Source organism: Legionella sp. 227 (assembly GCF_043161935.1).
GTDB lineage: Bacteria > Pseudomonadota > Gammaproteobacteria > Legionellales > Legionellaceae > Legionella > Legionella sheltonii.
In genome coordinates, this window is sequence record NZ_CP171154.1 from 1,423,305 (window position 1) to 1,441,487 (window position 18,183).

The following is an 18,183-nucleotide window of genomic DNA, read 5'->3' on the forward strand; positions in this document are numbered from 1 at the left end:
ATGCGTAATTCTTTAGAAGAACTTGAGTTTTGTAAAAAAAAGGGATCTGATGAAGGACGCCAAATTAAGGAGCAGCTCAAGGCAGAAAAACTTTCGAAAGATGCTCTTTTAAACCTTACGGCAGAGGCGTTTGCTAGAGCGAATATGCAGAATAGATACATTTTGTTTTTGGCAAAAGAAAATGCAAATCTTAAGATTGCTTTAGGCTCAAAAGACAATCCAGAAAGGGCAGAGACACTTAGATCTGAAGTATTAGCAATGTATCAAGAGCTAGTGACTCAGCTAGCAATAGATATTAATACTCTAAGAGTAAAACCGCTGCGTAAAAACCAGAAAAAAGCCACTGATGCAACAATTAAGTATACCCCAGAAGATCATATTTTGTGGGATAAGATTGATAAGGAAATCGATCCAGAAAGAAAGCGTAAGAAAAAAGATGTTGCTGAATTAATAAGAAAGCGTCTAAATCTACCTGCAGAAGCAACACAATCCATCCGAAAATCTATTAGAAAAATTAAATAATCTTGGTAAGCCCTTTGGGTATACCAAGACATCCGTTATTAAATACGTATTCCCTAAAATACTTAAGGAATACAAATGATAAAAACCAATACACCCCCAACCCTAATCCGTCGTAAAACTGTTGAAGATATTACGACGTTATCACGCTCAAGAATTTACTATTTAATGCAACAAGGCCAATTTCCCAAGCCTATTTCATTGGGATCAATGTCCGTAGCATGGATAGAATCAGAGGTTCAAGAGTGGGTTAGTGCTCGAATTGCAGAATTTCGTAAGCCAATGGAGACTGTGTAATGAAAAACCCCAACTTCTCGACAGAAAAAACAGGCTATAAGAACACTTACAATTATAAATCTCAGCGCAAATATCTGCAATTCATATTGATCCGTGAACCCGCTTGTGAATATATAGGTATTTATGAGGTAAATCTTAAAAAATACCATCACATAGAATCTGATACTGAAGTATACGGAATTGGCCCTTATTTTTCCCCATTCATTCGAGAAGGAGAGATATATTGTATGTGTCTTGGACCATGCGACTTAATACCTTCAAGTATCAAGCTCATAGACAAAGTAGGAAATCTGCACCCATTAGTTGAATCTCTAAGATCAGAGTTGGGGGAGAAAAAATGAATAACTCTCACATTCAACTCATAACTTTTCGTAGTGAAGCTTATCATTGGATAAAAGAAAATGTGTCCCGTTTTAAACTAATCTTGTGTTTAATACCAGCATCGCAGGGGTTTTTGGCAATTATTGGTGCAGGAGCATATTTTTCACCTCTTTTATTTGATGATATAGATTGCAGATGTGGAATGTTATGGTGTGACTTAAGCCAAGCAAAATATAAAATTTTTCCAAAGGAATGTGACATAACTCCTATAGTTGAGTTTTTAAGACTGGGAGGTGTTGGATATGGATATTCCAAATATAATGCCTAATAACATTCAGAACGCCACGTGTATGCATAGGGATATGCCTATTAAACGGCGTGAAGATCTTCGCAACACACTTCCAGAGTATATGACAAAACCAGATTGTCGAAGATGGTTACTTCATAATAATAAAGTTCCTTATTATTCAAATGGGAAAAAACGAGGAAAAACTGATACTCAAGAAGACTTAGCACAATTAGTAAGCTTTGATGAAACGTATGATGTCTATGCAAAAGGTGCTTACACTGGTTTAGGTTTCGCGCTTGGTGCTGATGGCAAGGGAGGGTATTGGCAAGGGATTGATTTAGATGATGTTTGGAGTAACCACGAGCTATATATACTCAAACCGCCGGGATATGTAGAGTTAAGCCCGAGTGGAAAGGGTTGGCATGCCTTAGGCTACGGTCGAGACTTCATCACATTAGCAAGCAATGGAACTAGCATTGAAAGCTATAGTCATGGTAGGTATTTCACGATTACAGGCAACGCAATTAACGGATGGTTGGGGTTGGATGCTCCCACACAGCCCATATGCCTTGCAAATTATGTAGAGCAAGTATTATGCCCTATGCATGGAACGAGTATAGATACTCAGAAAAAAAACATTCCAAAAATCTCGAATGCATCAAAAACTTTGACTAAGTTATCATCTGAGCAAATGCAAGACCTTCGTTCCGCATTGTTCTCAATGCCAGCTGATGAACGTGGGCTTTGGATTGCAATTGGACATGCGTTACGCTGGGTAGAGGGTGGTTATGAGTTATGGGCTGAATGGAGTGCTACCAGTGATAAATATATGGGTGATAGCGATCTTGCTCTCTGGGGTGGATTTTCAGGGGATAATACCGGTTATCAAGCAGTATTTGCGTACGCACAAAAAAAAGGCTGGATTAATCCTAGAACGGGACCTGACCCAAAAGAGATATTTAAACGATTACCAGATAACCAAGTTCAATTAATCCCTCCGCTACTACTTGGATGGTCGGAAATTATTGTTTCAGACGTATTTACTAATCCACCTAAGCCACCACAATTTTTGATCGCAGAACTGTTACCTGCTGGAGAACTAACGTTACTATCTGCTCATGGTGGCACTGGAAAGTCTATGTTAGCACTCCAAGCAGCCGTCTGTTTAGCTACTGGCTATTCATTTATGGGTAAGGATGTGGAAAAGTGTCGTGTTCTATTCTATTCAGGAGAGGACAAAAATGAAATCATTAGACATAGATTTCAAAAAATTTGTCGACAAATGCAATTAGATCCTAAAGAAGTTGCGAAAAATATCCAATTAATTGATGCTACAGAAAGCCCTTATATATATCAAGAAACCAAAGCAACAAATGCATATTTTAGTTTACTAGCATGTACCCAAGCATTTGTGACAGATGTAATTATCATTGACAATGCTAGTGATACCTTTGATGGTAATGAAAATAGCCGCTCTCAAGTGCAAGGATTTCTATGTGCACTTAAGCGATTGGGAACAGTACTATTACTTTCTCATATAGATAAGAATAAAGCGAAGGGCGATTACAACTCAGAAGGTTATAGCGGCTCAACCGCTTGGAATAATTCAGCTCGATCACGCTTATATCTCACTAAAGATGATAAGGGAGGATTGAAACTAGAACATCAAAAGTCAAATCATGGACAACTTTCCAAACCTATCAGTATGACATTTTCTGCTGATTATGTTTTAGTTCTCAATAATGAGTCCAACAATGATCTTTTTGAAACAAATCTTAAAATCGTGTTGAAGCTCATTGATAGGTACTATAAACAAGATGATTTTATTTCTCCTGCAAATAATGCTCGTCCAAATACTTTTAAAGCATTAAAAGATCATCCTGAATTTCCAAAATCGATATGTGATAATAAACAAATGAAAAGTATTTTATTACATGCAGAAAACACAGGGCTATTGAGAAGAGAAGAATATAAAAATCTCGATTCGAAGAATCGTAAGCGATACAAACTCACGGATAAAGCTCAAAATCTTATTTCTTCTTTATACCCTCCATCTACTAACAAGGAGCAGATAACCTAGGCAAATGGAAATTAGTTTTTTATTCATTAATACTTCGCTCGCTACTCCCCATACCCCTATAGTATCTGGCGGAATACTATAGGGGTATTGTTTATGGAGTCCGCCAATCTATTAAAAAGACACACGGCGGATACTTGGCGGTTGGCGGAACCAATTAATTATTAAATGGACTTTAGGAATTAAGGTATAATTCAGAGCTAAAGTGCTTGTAAACAACAAGCTAGGAGCAAGCCATGACTTTTATAAAAGGACAATCAGGTAACCCCCATGGTAGACGGAAGGGAACGCTTAATAAACGTACAGAATTGGCCAAAATGTTAGATCTACATGCTGAGAGTTTAATTAATAAATTGATTGAGCTTGCATTAGAAGGAGAGATAACAGCTTTACGTCTTTGTATTGAACGTTTGATACCTAAAGCAAATCATGAATCAACGGGGATTCAATTTCAAAAAAATAAAACTAAGATGCAAGAAGATATATTGCAAGCAGCACTCGATGGTCGAATTAGTATCGAAAATGCTGAAAGACTAAGAAGTTTAGTTGATGAACAAGCTAAAAGTGTGAACTATGATCTTAGCATTAATACTAAATGCCCTATAGAAGCATCTAAAATATATCAGCAGATTATGAGAGGATGACTACCTTAGTTCAACCTTTCCTCCCAAATAGTTCGATATACTTTGCGCCTCTAAAGATACAAGTTAATCCATTCTTTTCTCATTTTAACCTGTTATTGATAGATCATGAATACTGTAAATTAGTTGAAATGATTTCTATGAATCACACCGCTTATGAATTTGATCTGAATCTCATATCTGAGGCCTGTACTCCTGATCTTTTTAATTCATTAACCACTTTTTTGGTTATTTTGATAAAATTTTTCTTGTGTGTAACATCTCTTATTTCTTTTAAACATTGTTGCCTACCGTCTGAAAAACAAACCGAGGTTTGTGGCAATGCCCTTGTTATAGCAATCGGAAGAATTGCAATATGTGCTATTATTTCTGATGTATCTTTTTTACCATCTAGGAAATCCTCCAGCTCTGATTTTATTTCTGTAATTTCTTTTTCAGCATAATCTCTAGCAAACTGGCAATCTTTAAACGTGGGTATACCCATAATCGCACCGTTACCTGTACATACTAGATATACTTGTTGCTTTTTCCTTAACTTAGCAATTTTGGCTGTATTACTCTCCTTAAAGTGAGCTTGGGGCAATAAAAATGAATTTATACCATTCAAAGTAATATAAGGTTCATTACCTAATCCACTATTAATGCTTTCAATCTGCCCAGAAAGTCTGAGCAGTTTTTTAAAATATTTTTGATCGGCTGCAACCTGATTTTCATCATAGTCTTTAGCTATTTGGCCAACAGATACGGTTAATAGTTTCTTATTCTTTTCTAGTAGTGATGGACTACCTTTTACAAAACCTGTCATATCGTCTTTAAATAATATATCTAAGATTTTTAATTCTTTAGAATTGAGAACATAGCCTCTCTGTAGGGAAACATTTGGATCGTTAGTAATTACTTCCTTTTGTACAGTTAGCTTGTTCGCAATCATAAAGATGAGAATCAGGATTACAAATGTAGGACAAAACCATTGTAAAATGTTTAAGATTTTCTCTTCTCTTGCTTTTTTATAAAACATTTGGGGTGTTGCTATCATTTCCTGATTAGGAATTTGAACTTGTTGATTGGCTTTTTTAAGGATTGAATTGCTGATTAGGTAAAGAACTAGACCGCATAACCCACCCACAACTCCAAAAATTAAAATTAAGAAAATACCCTCAAATCCAGTGGCTAATACACCTATGTTACTTAGACTATTTTTTGTTTGTAAAATTGATTTGATTATATAAATGAGAGCACATAATGGAGAAATCCAACATTCATAGGCAGAATATCTAAGAAATTGACCAAAAATATTCTGTCCTTTATTCGATGAAACAAATAGAAATATAAACCCTACAACACTGATAACTATCCACATAGGAGAGGTATTTTTTGCTTCATCCATTCCATTCAAAAAGCATATAAGGAAAAAAAATCCTAAACCCAGAATTAATGAAGGAATAAGGCTCAGAAGGATATGTTTTAATGTTGTTTTCATTGCATGTTACTCAATTAATTTTTGTATTATCAACTAGAACTTGAAAGCCTAATGACACAAGTTCCTTAGCCACCGATTATTTTTGACAAAATCCGTATTGAATTATTGTTAGTATTTATGTGAAGTCGTTTACTAAATGCTTAAATCGAATTCAAACTTAATGTTTGATACTCATAGTCCGTGGTTCGATGAGTATACCAAACTTATGCTTTATTGATGAGAAAAAAACATCCATCATTAATAAAACTTGGCTATCAAATTCGTAACTTACGCAAAGCAAAAGGCTTTTCTCAAGAAAGTTTTGCTGCAGAAGTAGGGTTAGATCGAACATATATGGGCGGTGTTGAGCGAGGTGAGCGTAATATTGCAGCACTTAATTTAATTCAAATTGCTAAGTGTTTGAATATTGAGGTTGGTGAGCTATTTCCTCCAATTAACACACTAATTTCGGATTATTAATATCTTGTCATACCTTATACCTTTTATCTTATCTTCCTTTGAGCCTTTATCGGCTATGGCAATAGATAAAACGTATGCTTTACTTTTCTGCTACAAATAGCAATCTTTATAATACATACACATAAAAACGATGCAAATATAATATAACTTCGCTAAAATTAAACTATTCCTTAGATATTGTGGTGAAGAAATGGCTACCGCTGAACAAATTAAAGCTTTAATTAAAAGCCACGCAGGTCGAGATGATAGCCATTTTTATTCTGTTGCTATGCAAATGGCTGCTCAAGCAGCTCGACAGGGACACTCTCGTTTAGCACATGAACTAAGGGTGTTAATAGATGAGGTCAAAGAAAAAAGCCCCGAATTAGAAAAATCTAGCTCAATTTCGAATATAAGCCAACCAAGAGGTGAACTTGCTGGTCTGCTTTCAGTTTCATATCCTAAGAATCAATTAGCAGAGCTTATATTTCCCGAAAACAGAATTAATAGATTAAGACGCATAATATTAGAGCAAAGACAACGAGTTAAACTGGCAGAATATGGTTTACAACCGAGAAGAAAAGTTTTGCTTTATGGCCCTCCAGGGACAGGGAAAACCTTCACTGCTTCAATTTTAGCTGGTGAATTAAATCTTCCTCTTTATACCATCCTTTTGGATGGTTTAATCACAAAATATATGGGAGAAACCGCAGCAAAACTAAGAATAATTTTTGATAGTATTGATAGAGTTAAAGGAATTTATTTTTTTGATGAGTTTGATGCAATTGGAAGTCACCGAACCTCTCAAAATGACGTTGGAGAAATTCGAAGAGTATTGAACTCTTTTCTGCAGTTTATAGAACAAAGCAATTCAACAAGCATTATATTAGCTGCGACTAATAATCTTGATTTGTTAGATAAAGCTTTGTTTAGAAGATTTGATGATATTATAGAATATACTATTCCAGATAAAAAATTAGCAGAAGATACTTTCAAAAATTATTTAACAATGTTTTATAAGAAAAATATTAATTTTTCAATTTTGGCCGATATAAGTAAAGGATTAAGTTTCGCAGAGATATGTAAAGCTTGTGAAAACGCAATCAAACATGTCATTTTAAATGAGGAATCAATAAAGTTATCTATGGATATATTAGTGCATAGTATAGAGGAGCAAATTTTAATTCATAAAAGAGATATTTAATGCCAATATATAAAAGCAAACTTACTCATTTCTTACTTAAAGGTTCTGCTGTTGCGCAATCCTATACTTCGCCAAATCAATTCCCTCGAGTTAAATATCCTAATCGTAATCGTTCTCAACATGCAGATCATCTTTTATCTCAAATTACTCGAATTTATGATGAGAAGCTAAAAGAAAATATTGGACAATCGAAAACTATAGAATCTGAGGGGCTTTTTTTAGAGTTTGAAAGTTCACCAGGGTTTAATTTGGATTTAAAGAAACTTGATCTTCCCTCAAGTAATATTGAGTTATTAAATGTTAAAAAAAGCAAACTAGACGATGGCCAAGAGTTGATTAATGCCACTGTATTTGTTCCTGAAGGTAAGTTACCTGTTTTTATAAAAAAGATTGAACAATATAAAAATGAGGAAACAAAAACAGGTAAGCCCAAAAATAATGATTTGGTTTGTAGTATAAATAATATTAAACTCGCTGCATTAAAGTCATTATGGACTGATATAGAAGAGCTATTTCCAGCACAAAATGAGGCAATTTGGTGGGAAATATGGTTAAGAGGTCAACCGGATGCTGTTCCGCAATTTTTAAAATTTGCCAAGGAACAAAAAATTAATGTAAGCCCAAGGATACAGGAGTGTTTTGGGCGCTATGTGGTTTTGGCTTATACGACTGCAGCAATATTATCCGAGTCACTTGAAACTATAAATTATCTTGCAGAAATAAGAAGAGCTAAAGAAACGACAAAAGATTTTTTAGAAATGTCCAATAATGAACAAGGAGAATGGGTAGAATCTATTCTCAATCTTATAGAGCCGTTAAACGATAATAGTCCAGTAGTTTGTGTTCTCGATACAGGAGTTGCAAATACTCATCCCTTAATTAGACCATTTTTAGCATCTGAGCATACATATGCAATTAATCAAGAATGGCCGACTAATGATCAGGATGGTCATGGAACGGCAATGGCAGGTCTTGTTCTATATGGTGATTTAAGTACCATGCTTTTAAGTACTCAGAAGATTGTAGTGCCTTGCTCTTTAGAGTCTGTAAAGATATTACATCCAAATATGCAAAATCATGCGGATTTATATGGTCACATAACTGAAGAAGCAATAAGAAAAGTATCAGAAAGTAATCCTAATAAAGAACGAATTATTTGTATGGCAGTCGCTTCTACTGATGGTCGAGATCGAGGGCAGCCTTCATCCTGGTCTGCTGCTGTTGATAACATCTGTGTAGGAATAACTATTCCACAAAAACAACATTTAGTTATTATTTGTGCGGGAAATGCTCAAGATCAGAATTACATAGAATATCCTAATTCTAATCTAAGTGATGGTATTCATGATCCAGGTCAATCATGGAATGCTTTAACGGTTGGTTCATATACTGAAAAGATGCATATATCAGAAATTAATTTTGAAAATTGGTCTCCATTAGCTGAGGCTGGAGATATCGCTCCATCAAATACTACTTCTTTAATCTGGGAAAATAATAAATGGCCTATAAAACCTGATGTTGTTTTTGAAGGAGGAAATGCGGCTATAGATGAAAGTAGAGAAAATGTAGATTTTCCTCAAAGCTTAGCATTGTTATCAACCAATTATCATAATATATTCGGTAGAATGTTCACTCATATGGCAGATACGAGTGCTGCCACTGCTCAAATTGCCAATATGGCTGCGATAATTGGTAATCAATATCCTACTTTTTGGCCTGAAACAATTCGTGGTTTAATTGTTCATTCTGCAGAATGGACCGAAACAATGAAAAAATCATATCCTATCGAGAATAAACAAAACCGAGCATCCTTATTAAGAATATGTGGATATGGTGTTCCAAATCTTGAGCGTGCTTTGTGGAGTGCAAGCAATTCATTAACCCTTATTGCACAGGATGTGTTAAAACCATACGATGCAAATTCAATGAATGAATTAAATCTGCATGAATTACCCTGGCCTAAAGAGGTGCTTCAATCATTAGGAGATACACCAGTAAAGATGCGTGTAACCCTTTCTTATTTTATTGAACCTAATCCAGGAAGAAGAGGCTGGGAACACAAGTTTAGATATTCGTCCCATGGATTAAGATTTGATATTAAAACTTCGCTTGAAACAGAAAAAGAATTTATCACCAGGATTAATAAAAAGCATTGGGATGATGAGCTTGGGCGAAAAAGTGTTACATCTAAAGCTGATACAGCCGAATGGTTTTTTGGTGAAAGATTAAGATCCAAAGGGAGTATTCATTCTGATCTTTGGCATGGTACTGCTATAAGTTTATCTGAAAGAAATCATATAGCTGTTTTTCCCGTTACAGGTTGGTGGCGAGAAATGTATGCAAAAGGATATACAAATAAAAACGCAAGATATACTTTAATTGTTACGTTAAGTACGCCCGATGTGACTGCTGATATTTACACACCTATAGAAACACTATTATCAATACCGGTTACTGTTAATTAGCCGTATCAGTAAATAATTTTGAAGGTCCATTTCATATATCAAAAATAATCATTTTCTGTGTTCATGTATCGTATGACTAGTACACCATGGGAACGCATCTTATTTTATGTGCGTAATAGATATGGCAATATGTGGGTTTCTATCGCTTGTGTCCTTTGAAAGCTTATGGATATTTGGCGAGCTTAAACAACCACTGCCATTTTATGATGAGAATGTACTGAGTTCAATCTGATGAATTAGGTCATGCTATTTTTCAAAAGAGGCATTAGCATCACATAATAAATGTAAAAATAATTTGAAAGATAAGTTTCATGTTTTATTTATTCAACTTGAATTAGAAATAGCACAAATTATTGGTCTTCAAAAGGGAGCAGTTAATATATTGGAGTTAACTATAAAATTATTTGTTGGTACTTTTGTTGGTACATATAAAGTCTAAAAATAATTTATCGAATAAAATCAATGCCAAAGAAATTGAATTCAATTCCCGCCGCCTCCACCAACTAACTTCTTGATTTATAAGTGATTATTTAGCTATCTTCCGAAGCCCGGCACTATAGCGGCACCATTATTCTTTATTCTGCTTCTTTCGGCTCATTACGAGGGCATATTTTAATTAAATAGTCTAAGCTTATAGTTAAAACTTGAAAGGATTCGAAATGGAAAAAGCAAATATTGGTTTTACTTTAGAAGAGCATGAAACTATTGGTGCCGCATTAATATCCTTAAAAGATTTTCCTGATTTAATGACTATTAGTCAATCGGGACTAAATGATGGCGAATGGTTACAATTAAAAAATCATCTTGAGGGTTTTGGAGGCACAATAACAAAAGTAACTGTAGATGGAAGTATAACGGTACATGATACACGGCCTACTATAGATAAAATCACTAACCATCTGAAAAAAAAACAGAAATGATGTTCAGTAAGATAGAAAAAAATCACCCTAAATGGCTACTCCAATCATGAACTGGACGATAACCAGATTGCAAAGAGCTATCTGGAATCCAACGACCATAAGTTTTAATTACCATTTCAACATCAACATGCCCTAACTGTTTAGACACCCACATGATGTTTTCGCCTTGAGATAGCAATACTTAATGGGGTCAGGCCTTGAATTGTGAATAAATTGGGGAATATTTATGCTTGCATTACTCTAATGTGCAATACTTAATGGGGTCAGGCCTTGAATTGTGAATAAATTGGGGAATATTTATGCTTGCATTACTCTAATGTGAGTAAAATAGTCAAAAAATTACGACTATAGTTTTGAAAATTCACAATTCAAGGCCTGACCCCGTTCGTACTTTTCCAAAGGAGAGGGTGGGGCAGTTCCGTTGATTTGTGTAAGTACGGCAGGTGCATTAAATTATTTTAGCTTTTTTTTGAGGGAGTTGATGGTGTAGGATCGAGGAGAGATTTTTGGGAATCTGTTTTAATCCCAAGAGAGTTTGACCAAAAACTAAACATGCTGTTTGCTGCCGACTTTAATAAATCAAAGTCTCTATGCTTTGCAAAACACGAATGGGAGCTTGCTAACTTTCGCATGGCTTCGCCAGTTTCGGGAGGTAATTGAGCTGACATTTTCAAAATAGAGTCAACTGCTTTCGCTCGAAGCGCTTTAATGTCTTCTTTTGATGTTAATAAGTTTAATACCGTATCAAACGAATCTAATTGTTTCTTGAACTCAACCAAATTATCAGTTTTTACAAAAAAAAGTGCATCTTGAAGTTTGGCTCTAGTCAAGTTTGCGCCAGAAAAATCAGCGCCTGCTAATATTGCTCCCTTTAGGTTCGCATTGCCTAAGTGGGCTTTGGAGAGGTTAGCATTAGAGAGATCAGCATTTGTGAGATCAGCATTTACTAGGATAGTAGAGGTTAAATTAGAACGTGTAAGGTTTGTTCCAACGAACCGTGTACTTCTTAAATCAGCCCCTGTTAGATTGCATTCGATTAAGCTGGAATCTGAAAAATTTGTAAACACAAGAAGCGCATCGAGAAAACTTGAATTCATAAATGTCGATTTAGAAAAATTTGCCTCTAAAAATCCAACACTATTAAAACTACAGAAAGAAAAATCGCAATCGGTACAGACCGTCTTATGAAAATTTGAGTTAGAAAAATCAACATGCTCATAGCTACAATCTTTAAATACCGTAGAGGAAAAATCGCTGTCATTTATTTTTTTCTTACTGAGATTCATATTGAGATAGAGCATGTTTGAAAATTTTTTCTTTGCAAAGTCTTGGTCTTGATGTGAGAGAGAGGGGGCTATATCGGGTTTATTGGAATGTGAATCAGTAAAGGTTGTTTCTTCTTCTTTACCTGTAATAAAGTCTTTACTGAATGACTGAACAAAATCTTTTATGTATTGCTTTTTGTCTAAGGTGAGTTCTGCACAAATATCAAAGGGAAGACCATTAACATGCATCTTACCAAGATCAATTCCCCTCGTTTGGGCAAGTGCTCGTGCAAGCCAACCATCAACAGCGGCTGTACCTCGGGTAAGAAGAATCGCTCTGGAAAGTTCATACATTAATTCAGCAAGACACTCCAAAAATTCTTGATCAGTCTTTTGAGAGTCCATTGCTTCTTTAAGTAACTTATCAAGTTCATCCAATTTTTCTTTATAGTGTTTCTCGCTGGTTATACCCCATTTTGCCGATACTTTGAGTATATGAACCTGTCCATTTGGATCTTGAATACCCCAGGCACTAAGGCTCATATCAGAAGGATCTTTGCGGTCTGTTTCATAAAAGACTAAAGGTTCTTTAGGAGCTTGTGAGATAAATTCATTTGCTCTTAGTTGAGTCTTTGACAGGGATAATTCAACGCTTTTTTTTGTATTAAATGATTCACGTTGAGAATTAACCCGCTGTGAAATAATAGTAAATAAATTTTCTTCACCTTCTACCAGAAGATGGTGATAAGCATATTCATCTGCAGTGATTAAATTCTCAGTTCTTATCATACCAAATAGATTTTTCTTCTGTTTTTTGTTTTGCCCTAACTCTACTGCAATCTCAGCTCTTCTGTTACGAGCAAAGTCATATAACTCGAGTAAACTGCATCCTTTTTTGGCCATTGAAGAAAGTTTGTCTACTACTTCAGCTGATTTTTCTGCCCACTTCTCTTGGCTATTTTGAAACATATTCAATCGATGGGGTTCGGTGAGATCGGTCAGCGCTTTAGTCTGAGCTGTTTGAGTCTGCTTCGGGTTTGTATGATCGGCTTCTGTTTTGCTTGAAGTCATAAATACCTCGTTTTTGTACCTTTACTTTCAACGTCATTTTTATTGGAAGAATGAAGCAGTAGGAAAGATCTAAAAGAATTATATCTATTGTATTTAGTGTAGATATAATTTAAAGATTGTACAAAAATATGCCATAAAAGGCGCTTCAAGCTTAAAAGTGAGTGCATTTAGCTATTAAAAAATCAGAATGCACATAGGAGTTAAAGGATAAGGGGATGATAATACCTAATGGGGTCAGGCCTTGGATTGTGAAGAAATTGGGGAGTATTTTTGCTTGCATTATTTTAGTGTGAGTAAAATAGTCAAAAAATTACGACTATAGTTTTGAAAATTCACAATTCAAGGCCTGACCCCGAGAGTGAGGCCTGCGTGAGTGCCGTGCAAAATTCATTTTTCGATGGAAGCCTGTTATTGTTAGATTATTGATTTAAGGCACACTAAGAACGTTATGTCTTTCTCTATGTCGACTTTTAAAATTCATTTGGGGCGGAGCCGTGCGGACAATAAAAAAAGAGGTATTGAGTAAAGTACCTGAGGTGACTCTATTATTTTGGATTATGAAAATTGCGGCAACAACGCTTGGAGAAACTGGTGGTGATGCTGTTTCAATGTCGATGAATTTAGGATATTTTATCAGCACAGTTTTATTTGCATTCGTTTTTTGTATTGCTGTTTATATGCAAATAAAAGCACGGTATTTCCACCCAATGCTTTACTGGTTAACAATTATTGCTACCACGACAGTGGGAACTACACTGGCTGATTTTGCCGATCGATCACTGGGTATTGGCTATGCCGGTGGTTCGTTGATCTTATTATTTTTTTTGTTAGCCTCTTTGTTCACTTGGCAAAAAACCTTAGGTTCCGTTGCAATTAATACAGTAGCAACACCCAAAGAAGAAGCTTTTTACTGGACCACCATCATGTTTTCTCAAACCCTAGGCACGGCATTAGGCGATTGGACTGCAGACAGTGCTGGATTTGGTTACACAGGAAGTGCCTTATTATTTAGCAGTATACTTTGTTTGCTGGTACTGTTTCACTATTATACTAAGTTATCTAAAACAATCCTTTTTTGGCTAGCTTTTATATTAACCCGCCCATTGGGCGCTGTCCTCGGGGATTTTCTCGATAAACCGATTGCCAAAGGTGGCTTGGATTTGAGTCGGTTTGCTGCGTCCGCAGTATTATTGATTTTCATTGTAGGATGTATTTTTATTTTTTCGCATAACGCAGCTAAAAAAAACCACTGAATGACTGGTCGTTTACAACCACTCACTTTACTGTGGAAAGCCCAGGTAAATTTAGGATTAGATTATATCCAGGCACGTTAATCTCTTGTTAATCGCTAAATCAAGGACTTAATTTAGATGATCTTGATTAAAGTGCCGCCTTAATTGGTGTAGAGCCAAATACTTAATGAATACTTAATGGGGTCAGGCCTTGAATTGTGAATAAATTGGGGAATATTTTTGCTTGCATTATTCTAGTGTGAGTAAATAGTCAAAAAATTACGACTATAGTTTTGAAAATTCACAATTCAAGGCCTGACCCCGTGAGTGCTAAAAACCTACAAAAGCCTTTTCTAATGCATCGCCTAGAGAAGGTGAGACATTATCATTAGACGAAGAATTATTAAAGAGGCTCAAAGAAGAATGCGGTGTATTTGATTTTTGCTTGAACGCACCCTCGCCAGAGTGATGGAGCACTTCATTGTCTACACCAGAAGATTTATCTGTAACTAATTCAGTGAATGGTTGCATTAAATGAGCAGGGATTTGAGTAAAATGGGTACCGGGACCCCATGCAGGATCCCTATCACAAAGAATAAGTGGCTGTTCTTCTGGCAATAAAGGAATAATACCGATAATCGTATTTTCCTCATGCTCGCCGCTGAGGATTTTTACAGTATCACGCTCAAGGCCTAAGTTTGTAAAGGTTGCTAAATTATTTGTGGTCTGATCAGTTACCTCTTTTGAATGTCTAATTATTTCTTCCTTAACATGTGTTTTAAAACTAGCAAAAAGGTTAGATCCTGCTACCTTATCCAAGGTATTACATTCCTTTAATATATTTAATATGTCTACGGAAAGTTTTGCAGAAGGGGTACCTAAAAAGAACTCGTTTTTTTCTTTATACTCCGCACTTGAATGAGATAGATATGCTGGACTTTTACCAAAATGAAAAAAGCACATTCCTCCGGTTATTTCATCATAGACAATAACTGAGGCAAAACGAGAAGCGCCTCCCGGATTTTGTATTTCCAAACGTTCAGGTGAGAAAAGTGTGAGCTCAGGAGGGACACTATGATAACGGCCTACAGGCAAGACCCAAAGGTGGTTACATCTAGGCAAGGCTAATGTTTCTAAAATAGAAAGACCCACAACCCTATATACAGTTCCCTCTGATAATTCAGAATTATAAATGTCTTGATACTCGGAAATTAATTTTTGCTTTTCCTCTGAAGATTTAGCCCAACTGCTGCGAGTTGAATATTTTTCACTTCCAATTTTATTGTACATTACTATTTCCTATGAAATCAGATTGATAATTCACACAGTGGGTGGTTAAAATAAATCCATTCTGGTGATGTTATATTATATGTAAGCGGCATTCAACTTGCGCTTAATGGGGTCAGGCCTTGAATTGTGAATAAATTGGGGAATAATTATGCTCGCATTATTCTAGTGAGAGTAAAATAGTCAAAAAATTACGACTATATTTTTGAAAATTCACAATTCAAGGCCTGACCCAAAAGCTTGTGACATCAGTTATTTTGATTTTTCAATCGATTCTGCTCCTGATCTGATTTTTTACGGATCAATGATTGTTTGATTGGTTACAAATTCATTCTCGTCTGAGATTACATCCTGCTGCTTTGCTCCAAATATTCCTTGTCCCGGATAATTTATTTTTATGTTTGACTTTTTCACCAGTTTTTCATCAGGCTTATGGAAGCCAGGAGATGCAAGCGAGCCTTTACGAGGTGTTAAAACCACCACTCTACTTGATACTACAGATTTAAGTTTACCTGGTGGCCTTCGTCCATTGGCTCCCTCGTCCAATTGGTTATCAAATTCAACTCTTGGAGTTGTAAAGCTTTCCGTTATTTCAGAACAATCTGTCGCAGCACTTTCGTCTCCAGTTAAAGCGGAAAAATCAGTTTGCGCATCTTGATGTTGAGGGCCATTTGTAATATCAGAACCCTCTATATTGGCACTATCAACCCGAGGTACATCAGGATTATCTAATAAGTTTGCTTCTCTTTCATGAGACGCTGATAAAGTTTGTGATTTGAATTTATCAGATCGGCCAATTTTGTTACGCTTCATTTCTTCTTCTCTATCTTCCTTACTCCAGTATTCGCTCTCATAATCTGATGAATCTGAATTAGTAGTTATTGACTCAGAGGAACTTGTAAACGGATCAATATCATCGATGCCAATTGTTAATACATCTTTTCGTTCACGAGATTTTTTAATTTTGGAGTTTGAACGCCTAAAAGGTAATGAATCAAATTTTGATTTTTTCTTTTCATCTGCTTGAGGTAAAGTAGAATACTCTGAGGAAATTTTAGACTGATTTTGAACAAATTGTTGGCTAAGGTATCTTGGGGTTTTTTTGCGAACAAAATCATGCTCTCTGAGCTCTAATTGATCCAGTTGAAGAGGGCTAAGATTAAATTTAACCTTTTCTTTTTCTGGTCGTTTTTCTGGTTGTATAGGGGGATCAAGATGCTCTTCAAGATCCAGCGCAAATACTTCTTGAAAAAGTGCTATAGGGCTAGAGCTAAGACTACCCTCATTGCTGGTATCAGAAGAGGTAATAGAGGTATCTGGATAACTGTGTCTATTATTTCCAGTTTTAGATATTTTTCTTTCAGAGTCTGTTTCTAAATCTTGCCACTGGGGATCTTGTTCGTTTCCGTTCGTATTATTTGATTCCAATTGTAGCGCTGAGCCCATAAAAAATTTATCGATGGAGCGTTTACGATAACCGAGCGCTCTCAGTCTTTCCCTGTCCGGATTTGACTGAGCTCTCGAACGCGTTTGCTTACTGCTTGCAAAAGTATCTTCTATTGATTTTTGTTCAACAAAATCCTGAGCTTCAGTAACTTGTTCGACTTGATCTATTCCAGCGGGGTCTTGTAATGCGTCCTTTTCTTTAACAGGAATCTCTATTAAACTTTTCAAGAACCCTTTAATTTTCCCTTGCTTTGTTTCGGCCTTTTTGGCTCTAAATTTTTTCGCCACTTTCTCCATGCCCAGCATTCTTCACCTCATCATAACCGTGGCTTACATAATTTTCCGCGACATATCACTGTTTTTGCGGATTCTAGCAGCTTAAGTTTTTCTGTAAAGAAATATCAACAATGCTTACTTACTTAATGGGGTCAGGCCTTGAATTGTGAATTTCAATTGAAGGTTGATGAATCTATTGATGCTCAAAATGCTATAGTTTTGAAAATTCACAATTCAAGGCCTGACCCCGTCCGCATAGTATTAATTGAGCATATAGGTAATTAATTGAACAAAACAATCTAGCGGTGTATAATATTTGCACATCAATGAATTAACTTTAAAATTATGAGTAAAAAAAGTAAGCTATCTTATCTTGTCGACGCTAGTGAGTTGAAGGTTAGATTTACCAAGTTAAAGGACTCAATTGAAGCAATAAATGATCCTGGTTCATTTATCCCGAAGCATTTACATAGTTATTTGATCCAGAGGCACATTTATGAAGAAACTATTGAAAGTTTAAGAACCTCCGATAAACAGAATTATTTTAAAAATGAAAAATTGAATAATTATGCCAAATTTAACATGTGTACTGATAAGTTCATGGTTGCAAATGAATACAATCATGGTATAAGAAATTATTTTTTGGAATTGCCTCAAAAAATTCAGGAACTTAAGCAAGTTAAACGAGAATTAAAATCATTGATTCACGCCGCTGATAATCGTGCCCCATCGCTTTTTAAAACCGGGAATGTGAAAGAGGCTATTCGGCAAGTGATAGATTTGGAAGAGGTTGGCAAAGTATTAGCCTTTGCCGAAGAAACACGAGATCTCATGGAGGTCAATCGCGAGCTTTTCTTCTCGAGTGATAGTAATTTTTATATTATATCATGACACTAACTGCGAGTTTTTCAAACCTTGATTATGCTTCGTGCATTAATGTTGTTTCGATTTGCGC

At 35.6% G+C, this 18,183-nt stretch carries 16 protein-coding genes; 11 read left to right on the top strand and 5 right to left on the bottom strand.

Annotated features, from left to right (window positions below; translation table 11 throughout):
- The 5 genes from ACF8MK_RS06135 to ACF8MK_RS06155 all read left to right on the top strand — a co-directional run bounded on the left by ACF8MK_RS06135 (nucleotide 1) and on the right by ACF8MK_RS06155 (nucleotide 4,147).
- Entirely contained in the window at nucleotides 1-522 is a 522-nt protein-coding gene (locus tag ACF8MK_RS06135; protein ID WP_392538583.1) for a hypothetical protein, read from the top strand.
- A gap of 75 nt (nucleotides 523-597) precedes the next feature.
- Nucleotides 598-816: a helix-turn-helix transcriptional regulator gene (locus ACF8MK_RS06140; protein ID WP_392538584.1), complete on the top strand. Its 219-nt coding sequence runs from the start codon at nucleotides 598-600 to the stop codon at nucleotides 814-816.
- A 337-nt stretch (nucleotides 817-1,153) separates the two neighbouring features.
- Entirely contained in the window at nucleotides 1,154-1,465 is a 312-nt protein-coding gene (locus ACF8MK_RS06145) for a hypothetical protein (protein WP_392538585.1), read from the top strand.
- Nucleotides 1,440-3,506 carry an AAA family ATPase gene (locus ACF8MK_RS06150; protein WP_392538586.1) on the top strand — a complete coding sequence of 689 codons (2,067 nt, stop codon included), beginning with the start codon at nucleotides 1,440-1,442 and terminating at the stop codon, nucleotides 3,504-3,506. Before ACF8MK_RS06145 ends, ACF8MK_RS06150 begins: the two co-directional genes overlap by 26 nt.
- Nucleotides 3,507-3,739: 233 nt before the next feature.
- Nucleotides 3,740-4,147: a DUF5681 domain-containing protein gene (locus tag ACF8MK_RS06155; protein ID WP_392538587.1), complete on the top strand. Its 408-nt coding sequence runs from the start codon at nucleotides 3,740-3,742 to the stop codon at nucleotides 4,145-4,147.
- 151 nt (nucleotides 4,148-4,298) lie between these two features.
- Here the strand turns inward: ACF8MK_RS06155 and ACF8MK_RS06160 are convergent, their stop codons facing one another.
- Complete coding sequence (locus tag ACF8MK_RS06160; protein ID WP_392538588.1) at nucleotides 4,299-5,624, bottom strand: hypothetical protein; 1,326 nt, start codon at nucleotides 5,622-5,624, stop codon at nucleotides 4,299-4,301.
- 216 nt (nucleotides 5,625-5,840) lie between these two features.
- Between ACF8MK_RS06160 and ACF8MK_RS06165 the strand changes: the two genes are divergently transcribed.
- The 4 genes from ACF8MK_RS06165 (at nucleotide 5,841) to ACF8MK_RS06180 (ending at nucleotide 10,651) form a co-directional block, all read left to right on the top strand.
- Nucleotides 5,841-6,083, top strand: a complete 243-nt coding sequence (locus ACF8MK_RS06165; protein WP_392538589.1) for a helix-turn-helix domain-containing protein — start codon at nucleotides 5,841-5,843, stop codon at nucleotides 6,081-6,083.
- 190 nt (nucleotides 6,084-6,273) lie between these two features.
- Nucleotides 6,274-7,266 (top strand): AAA family ATPase, encoded by a 993-nt coding sequence (locus ACF8MK_RS06170; protein ID WP_392538590.1) that lies wholly within the window; start codon nucleotides 6,274-6,276, stop codon nucleotides 7,264-7,266.
- 248 nt (nucleotides 7,267-7,514) lie between these two features.
- A complete protein-coding gene (locus ACF8MK_RS06175) occupies nucleotides 7,515-9,731 on the top strand; it encodes a S8 family peptidase (RefSeq protein WP_392538591.1) in 2,217 nt (738 codons plus the stop codon).
- A gap of 659 nt (nucleotides 9,732-10,390) precedes the next feature.
- A complete protein-coding gene (locus ACF8MK_RS06180) occupies nucleotides 10,391-10,651 on the top strand; it encodes a hypothetical protein (protein WP_392538592.1) in 261 nt (86 codons plus the stop codon).
- 22 nt (nucleotides 10,652-10,673) lie between these two features.
- Here ACF8MK_RS06180 and ACF8MK_RS06185 read toward each other — a convergent pair whose 3' ends face one another.
- Both ACF8MK_RS06185 and ACF8MK_RS06190 read right to left on the bottom strand, forming a co-directional pair.
- Nucleotides 10,674-10,805, bottom strand: a complete 132-nt coding sequence (locus ACF8MK_RS06185; protein ID WP_392538593.1) for a hypothetical protein — start codon at nucleotides 10,803-10,805, stop codon at nucleotides 10,674-10,676.
- A 304-nt stretch (nucleotides 10,806-11,109) separates the two neighbouring features.
- A complete protein-coding gene (locus ACF8MK_RS06190; RefSeq protein WP_392538594.1) occupies nucleotides 11,110-12,987 on the bottom strand; it encodes a pentapeptide repeat-containing protein in 1,878 nt (625 codons plus the stop codon).
- A 494-nt stretch (nucleotides 12,988-13,481) separates the two neighbouring features.
- Here ACF8MK_RS06190 and ACF8MK_RS06195 point away from each other — a divergent pair, with 494 nt between their 5' ends.
- The gene (locus tag ACF8MK_RS06195) at nucleotides 13,482-14,240 is read left to right on the top strand and encodes a hypothetical protein (RefSeq protein WP_392538595.1); all 759 of its coding nucleotides are present in this window, start codon (nucleotides 13,482-13,484) and stop codon (nucleotides 14,238-14,240) included.
- 309 nt (nucleotides 14,241-14,549) lie between these two features.
- Here the strand turns inward: ACF8MK_RS06195 and ACF8MK_RS06200 are convergent, their stop codons facing one another.
- Both ACF8MK_RS06200 and ACF8MK_RS06205 read right to left on the bottom strand, forming a co-directional pair.
- Entirely contained in the window at nucleotides 14,550-15,509 is a 960-nt protein-coding gene (locus ACF8MK_RS06200) for a hypothetical protein (RefSeq protein WP_392538596.1), read from the bottom strand.
- A gap of 291 nt (nucleotides 15,510-15,800) precedes the next feature.
- Entirely contained in the window at nucleotides 15,801-17,240 is a 1,440-nt protein-coding gene (locus tag ACF8MK_RS06205) for a hypothetical protein (RefSeq protein WP_392538597.1), read from the bottom strand.
- Between the two features lie 333 nt (nucleotides 17,241-17,573).
- Between ACF8MK_RS06205 and ACF8MK_RS06210 the strand changes: the two genes are divergently transcribed.
- Complete coding sequence (locus tag ACF8MK_RS06210) at nucleotides 17,574-18,119, top strand: hypothetical protein (protein WP_392538598.1); 546 nt, start codon at nucleotides 17,574-17,576, stop codon at nucleotides 18,117-18,119.
- The last annotated feature ends 64 nt before the right edge of the window (nucleotides 18,120-18,183 follow it).